Source organism: Rothia sp. P7181, from assembly GCF_048513015.1.
GTDB lineage: Bacteria > Actinomycetota > Actinomycetes > Actinomycetales > Micrococcaceae > Rothia.
In genome coordinates this window covers 1-6,404 of record NZ_JBLXXZ010000024.1, presented here as the reverse complement: position 1 = coordinate 6,404, position 6,404 = coordinate 1, and the positions used below count along the sequence as shown (strand labels likewise).

Here is a 6,404-nt window from a genome sequence, read left to right as displayed (position 1 = left end):
AAGATGGCGCTCTACCACTGAGCTATCGGGGCGAAGTAGCGGTGGACGGGCTCGATCCGTCGACCTCACGATTATGAGTCGTGCGCTCTAACCAGCTGAGCTACACCGCCAAGTATGCGCCTCATATCAAGACTCATACAGAGCCCCGACCGGGAATCGATCCCGGGACCTCCATCTTACCAAGATGGCGCTCTACCACTGAGCTATCGGGGCAACAGGGAATACATTACCGTACTCACCAAGAAAGGCGCAAATATTTTCACACTATATTGAGGTGTTCTGCGCCACTACTCTTAATATTTTTTACCTTGACCACGGTTTTTTCTAAAACCACGGTCATCGCCAAAGCGTTTAGAACCAGAATCACGGTCACGGCGGTTGTATCCGCCACGGTCTGAACGGTTACGGTCACCATAACCACCACGGTCGCCACCGCGGTCACGGCGGTTGTATCCGCCGCCTTCACGGTTTCCTCCACCAAAGCGTCCACCGCCACTACGTGGTCCGCGGTCTTTAGAGATATTAACGTATTCACCGTTAATCTGGGTGTCTTTGAGACGGTCGAAGAAATCGCGAGGAAGGTCTTCGGGCAAGCCAACAACAGTGAAGTTCTTACGGATGTCGATAGAACCAATCTGTGAGCCTTTGATGCCACCTTCGTTGGTCAAAGCGCCAACAATCATACCGGGGTTCACACGGTTGTTATGGCCAACCTGAAGCTTATAGTCAACCATTCCAGCTTCTGGTCCGCGGGGGCGACGTTCACGGCGGTCAGAACGCTCAGAACGATCGTCGTCGAAACGGTCACGACGGCGGTTCTTCATCTCTGGGATTTCTTCCACAAAGAAGGGGCGACCTTCTTGCGCAATAACAGCTAAAGCAGCTGCAATTTCTAGAGCGTCAACGTCGTTTTCGTTCTCGTATTTCGTGATGATTTCACGGAATAGTGAGAGGTCTTCAGTTTCGATGGTGTCAGTAATTTGTTGAGCGAAACGAGTCTTACGATTCTCGTTCACGTCATCAACTGATGGCATGTGCATTTGCTCAACTTTTTGACGAGTTGCCTTTTCAATCTGGCGCAGCATGTATTTTTCACGAGGAGTCATGAACAAGATTGCTTCACCGTCACGACCGGCACGGCCAGTACGTCCAATACGGTGTACGTATGATTCAGTATCGTGAGGGATATCGAAGTTGACGACTAAGGAGATACGTTCTACGTCAAGACCACGAGCAGCAACGTCGGTTGCCACAAGAATATCAACACGCCCGTCACGCAAAGAATCAACGGTACGTTCACGTAGCTGCTGGGGAATATCACCGTTAATAGCAGCAGCTTGGTATCCGCGAGCCTTAAGTTTTTCGGCGAGTTCTTCGGTCTCTTTTTTGGTACGAACGAACACGATGACGCCGTCATAGTTGCCCACTTCAAGAACTCGGGTCATTGCTTCAAGCTTGTGCGAGTGCATAACCTGAATGAAACGCTGGCGAATATTAGAAGCAGTAGAAGTCTTGGACTTTACGCGAATTTCGGCAGGATCGTTGAGGTACTGGTCCGCAATTTTGCGGATAGTCTTCGGCATGGTTGCAGAAAATAGTGCAACTTGCTTAGAGCTAGGAGTCTGGGCAAGGATTTCTTCGACGTCTTCAGCAAATCCCATGCGGAGCATTTCGTCTGCTTCGTCCAATACGAGGTATTGAAGATCAGAGAGATCTAGTGAGCCTTTTTTCAAGTGGTCGATAACGCGACCGGGTGTGCCAACAACGACCTGTGCACCACGGCGTAGACCGTTAAGCTGAGGGCCGTAAGGGGAACCACCGTAGATGGGCAGAACGGTGAAATCGTCCATGTGGGTGGCGTAGGAGGTGAAAGATTCAGCAACCTGTAGAGCGAGTTCGCGGGTGGGGGCAAGAACAAGTACCTGAGTTGCTTTAGAAACACCGTTGATGTCGGCAAGTTCTGCAAGGCGGGACAACGCTGGGACAGCGAAAGCCGCAGTTTTACCGGTACCGGTCTGTGCTAGACCAACAACGTCGCGTCCTTCAAGGAGCAAAGGAATGGTTTGTTCTTGGATGGGGGAAGGCTTTTCGTAGCCAACTTTTTCTAGAGCTGCCAAGACACGTGCGTCAAGACCGAGGTCGGTAAATTTAATACCTTCGTCTTCTGCGGTGTTTTTCTCGGTAGTTTCTTCAACGAGGTTTTCGGTGGTGTGTGCGGGCTCGATGAACTCTAGTTCTGCTTTAACAGCAGAGTTATTTTCTGTCAATTTTTCCTACTTCAAAGTGGGGTCGGTTGCACCCAATTTTTAGGGTGCAGGTAACCGGGACTCCCTGCTCGCGTAGTTGGGTGCGCCATCTACTATTCGGCGCTACCTTATATCCTCCGCGGTGAAAAATAATTCCAGCGGAAACGTGAACTCCATGAAAACTCATCATGAGATAACGTACGGAGTGTTTTAAAAGGTTTGCGCGTATAAAAGCGAGCTGTTTCTCTCAGGCTGACAACATGTTGGTTGTTAGCCAGTTTCTGATTAAGCGCCTGTTTTCAGTCGGTCGGCGCGCGCATCTGTGTTTATGGGAAACCGGTAATGTACGTTGTTCACCTTACCGTATAAAACGAAGTTTTAGGGAATCGGGTGACAGAACCGACACCAAAAATACTTTATTGTTCAACTCTCTGGAGCACATAAATTGTGCCAAAACGCTGATATTCACGGTAGTCACCACCGAAATGTTCGTGGGCATAGCGTGCAGGATTTTGAGGTGCAGATTTTCCCCACCCTCCGCCAGCACGGTCGATAACGACGTATTCGGGGTGTGCGTGATGTGTTTTATCACCAATCCAAAAAACTTGGCGTTCAGGCACAAGATAGGTCAAAAGAGATAAGTCAGAAGCTACCGAACTATGGGTTGGAATAGATTCTAGTGCTTGCTGTTTATCACGTTCGTCAAGGCTTAATGAAGAGGATAAGAATCCCTCGCGTGTGATATTCCATAGTGGTTGAGAGGGGAAGGAAGCAATGACGACAAGAAGTGCTAACCAGAGGAAGCTCATACGAGTCAGCTCTTGAGCACGCTGAGCAGATATCGCAAAGAGGTGTTGTGCTTTAGTGCCAAGATAGCGTAACGGTGCGAAGCGTTGGGTACATAAGAGCGCGTCGAGTAGAGCCATGAAAACAATGGGCATAAGAACTAAAGAATAATGCCAGGTGGGTGCCCAGTATCCTTCATGGGGTGAGAGAAAACGCCAGAGTATCGTGGGCAAAGCAATCAGCGCTAAGGGGGAAAGAACCCACAGAAATACCCCAGAGAAGAGCAATAGCACTAGAGTCAGAGTTTTTTGCCACGGATAGAACAAAAGACCAAAAGATTGCAAGGGATCCGAAAGTACCTCAGCCAGGTTGAGTTTATCTGAGTAGTCGAATACTCCCCCGTTGTTATGGGCAGGAAGAATAATAAGAACCGCAGATAGAGACCAGATAAGGCCCCAGAAGAGCAATAGTACGGCATGCAAAGATCCGTCTTTACTGTTGATTGCGCCTACTGCACCAAGAAGGCGCTGTGATAAGGGTTGTACCAAAGCTGCTGAGGGAAAAAGTCTCTGATGTATACAGGTTATGGTTCCGGCACGGAGTGCAATGACGAGAGCAATCATGGCGACAGTTATACCGAGGTCTTCTTTGACAAAGGCTAATGGCATCGCCCAATAACAGGCTCGTTTGAGATGGGTGACAGGTTCCACACTCTTTCTACTCAAGACAATATGACCGAGAGAAGCGCAGAGAAATGGCAGGGCAAAGGCAACTTCGTGAAATTGCACCGATACCGCATTTTGTACGCCAAAACTTAGACCATAAGCGGTAGTTAGCATGATGGCTCCAGCGGGAGGAACAAGTTGCTGGGCGTAACGGCATACGAGATAAGCAGAATATGCGACTAACGCATTTTGTACGTATAGGAGCGTTGCTGGAGAGGGAAATAGTGCGTAGATAGGTCCAAGAATTATCAGGATTGGGTGAAAGTGGTCTCCCCAAAGGTTAAAGCCTGCACCCTTGATATCTACGGTGGGCGGAAAATGTAATTGTGAATATTCTTGCGCTAGTTGGGAGAAGATTCCTAAGTCCCATGAGGGCGTGTGATAGTGCAGGTATTGAAAATAAGAGTACAGACTGTAAAACGAGAAAAGAATGAGAGCAAGGCTTATTCCAATGAGTCGAGAATTAGATTTTGGGGACAGCAAAGAATGTATGGATTGTTGTTGAGCAGGGGGTGAAGCTGAGTTCTTTGCTGTAGCTGTCATAGGGTGTTTGTTCTCTCTAGAGTGTTGTGAGCTCTTGCCTCATAGGATATAGCAAACATGTACAGAGATTGTAGGATAACTATTTTTGTAGAAGTTTTAGCATGTATAACGCCCCAATAAACACTAAAGATTAGGGGTGAGTTGTTCCACTAAAAATAGTGGAGCAACTCACCCCTATCGTGTCTTAGGTTAGACACCGCGTATCATGGGTGCGGCTTGAGCTTAGGAGTTTTCTTCTGCTTCTTGTTGTTGAGCGACTTGTTGGTGAACTTCTTCCATGTCTAGTTCACGTACAGCCTGAATAACTTGTTCAAGTTGTTTTGCGTTAAGTGCGCCAGGCTGTGAGAAGACGAGTACACCTTCACGGAATGCCATGAGCGTGGGGATGGATGAGATGCTAGCTGCTGCTGCTAGTTCTTGTTGTTCTTCGGTGTTAATCTTTCCGAAAGTAATATCTGGGTGTTTTTCGGAAGCTTCCTCAAACACCGGAGAAAATTGCTGGCAAGGACCGCACCATTCTGCCCAAAAGTCCAGAAGCATGATGTCGCTTGACTGTACTTTTTCGGTGAGGTTTTCTTGATTGATTTCTATAGTAGCCATAGTTGTCACCCTACCGGTAGATGTTTACCTAACACAATACGGTTTCACTCTCAAAGAATATCTGAGTGGTTATAGTGCAGATAATTAGGGGTAGGCACAGGTTTTTATCTCATGGGCTGAGATACCGGTATATAGATACAAGAAAACCCACCTCGTACGAGGTGGGTTTTAGCTTGTGGCAGATGAGGGATTCGAACCCCCGTAGGCAGTGCCAGCTGATTTACAGTCAGCCCCCTTTGGCCGCTCGGGTAATCTGCCAGAATCATTATTTCTAATGACTGGTATTCGCATGAGCGAACGTGACTACACTACCGGATATTTGAGGAAAACAAAAACCAAAACAGCATTTTGTGACAAAAGTTACTCTAGTTTGGTGTTTTGAGCGCGAGAGCTAGACCGTCTGAGACATCAATTCCTGCTCTTGCAACAGCCTCATCTCAAAGTTCTCTAGATACGCATAGGCTTGCTCTTCAGTACACATTTGCCCACGAATCTCACGAATAAGGTTTTGTTTCACTCCCTCAAAACGCTCTACAAGATACTCGCTTTCGAGAGTTTCTCCTAAGGTCTCAAGAGACTCATAGAAACAAGGTTCTACAGTCGAAAGGCTCTTAACTGATTCATCAGATGATGGGTCGACACCATGGTGCTCTGAGATATCTGAGCTCACGTCCTTGTGAGTATTCAAAACATCACATTGAGCAAGAGTGTCACCACGACGATTTTTTGTCATAGCTCTATCATCGCTGTTCAAGGTGAACACTAGCTGACAGTTAGGTCACGTATTCATAACAATTTTTTTTGGTATACCACCAGCATAAACAGAGCAAAACATGTACCGTTATCTATAACAACTGATGCACCATTACTAACTGCTTTTACGCAGAGCGTTAGAATCGCATCCCCGAATATCTAAGGAGTATCTCTTATGGCAGGCGAATCATCTTTTGACGTTGTTTCTAAAGTCGATAAGCAGGAAGTATCCAATGCTTTAAACCAAGCACAAAAAGAAGTATCACAGCGTTACGATTTCCGAGGAGTAGGCGCCGATATTAACTTCTCTGGAGAAAAAATCCTCATCAAAGCAAACTCCGAAGAGCGCGCCCTAGCTGTACTCGACGTTTTCCAGTCAAAACTTGTCAAGCGTGGTATTTCTTTGAAGTCTCTCGACGCCGGTGACCCCTATGCTTCCGGTAAAGAGTTCCGTATCGAGTGCTCTATCAAAGAAGGTATTGCCCAAGATCAAGCTAAAAAGATTTCTAAGCTCATTCGCGAAGAAGGAGCTAAAGGAGTTAAAGCAACTATTCAGGGAGATGAGCTACGTGTCTCTTCCAAGTCTCGTGACGACCTTCAAGATGTTATTGCTTTACTCAAAGGCGCAGATTTGGAAGTTGACCTTCAATTCGTTAATTACCGATAATAGATTAAAGGTTCGAACCATTTAATATGGTTTTTGTTTGATACGCCAAAAGAGTGGTGGGAAAACACAATTTATTTTAAAACA

The 6,404-nt window shown here is 46.9% G+C and carries 5 protein-coding genes and 3 tRNA genes; 1 reads left to right on the top strand and 7 read right to left on the bottom strand.

The genetic code is table 11. From position 1 onward, the window contains the following. Positions 1-36: 36 nt before the first annotated feature. The 7 genes from ACN08Z_RS08300 to ACN08Z_RS08270 form a co-directional block, all read right to left on the bottom strand. Positions 37-110 (bottom strand) — tRNA-Met (locus ACN08Z_RS08300). Positions 111-141: 31 nt separating this feature from the next. Continuing rightward, positions 142-213: transfer RNA gene (locus ACN08Z_RS08295), tRNA-Thr, on the bottom strand. 80 nt (positions 214-293) lie between these two features. Further along, positions 294-2,225 (bottom strand): DEAD/DEAH box helicase, encoded by a 1,932-nt coding sequence (locus ACN08Z_RS08290; RefSeq protein WP_419104053.1) that lies wholly within the window; start codon positions 2,223-2,225, stop codon positions 294-296. 437 nt (positions 2,226-2,662) lie between these two features. Further along, the gene (locus ACN08Z_RS08285) at positions 2,663-4,300 is read right to left on the bottom strand and encodes a DUF2079 domain-containing protein (protein ID WP_419104052.1); all 1,638 of its coding nucleotides are present in this window, start codon (positions 4,298-4,300) and stop codon (positions 2,663-2,665) included. A 222-nt stretch (positions 4,301-4,522) separates the two neighbouring features. Continuing rightward, entirely contained in the window at positions 4,523-4,900 is a 378-nt protein-coding gene (trxA, locus tag ACN08Z_RS08280) for a thioredoxin (protein ID WP_419100922.1), read from the bottom strand. Between the two features lie 176 nt (positions 4,901-5,076). Continuing rightward, positions 5,077-5,158 (bottom strand) — tRNA-Tyr (locus tag ACN08Z_RS08275). Positions 5,159-5,291: 133 nt separating this feature from the next. Further along, positions 5,292-5,633 (bottom strand): hypothetical protein, encoded by a 342-nt coding sequence (locus ACN08Z_RS08270; protein ID WP_419104051.1) that lies wholly within the window; start codon positions 5,631-5,633, stop codon positions 5,292-5,294. Positions 5,634-5,828: 195 nt separating this feature from the next. Here ACN08Z_RS08270 and ACN08Z_RS08265 point away from each other — a divergent pair, with 195 nt between their 5' ends. Beyond that, positions 5,829-6,320, top strand: coding sequence for a YajQ family cyclic di-GMP-binding protein (locus ACN08Z_RS08265; protein ID WP_419104050.1), 492 nt, complete (start codon positions 5,829-5,831; stop codon positions 6,318-6,320). Positions 6,321-6,404 lie beyond the last annotated feature (84 nt).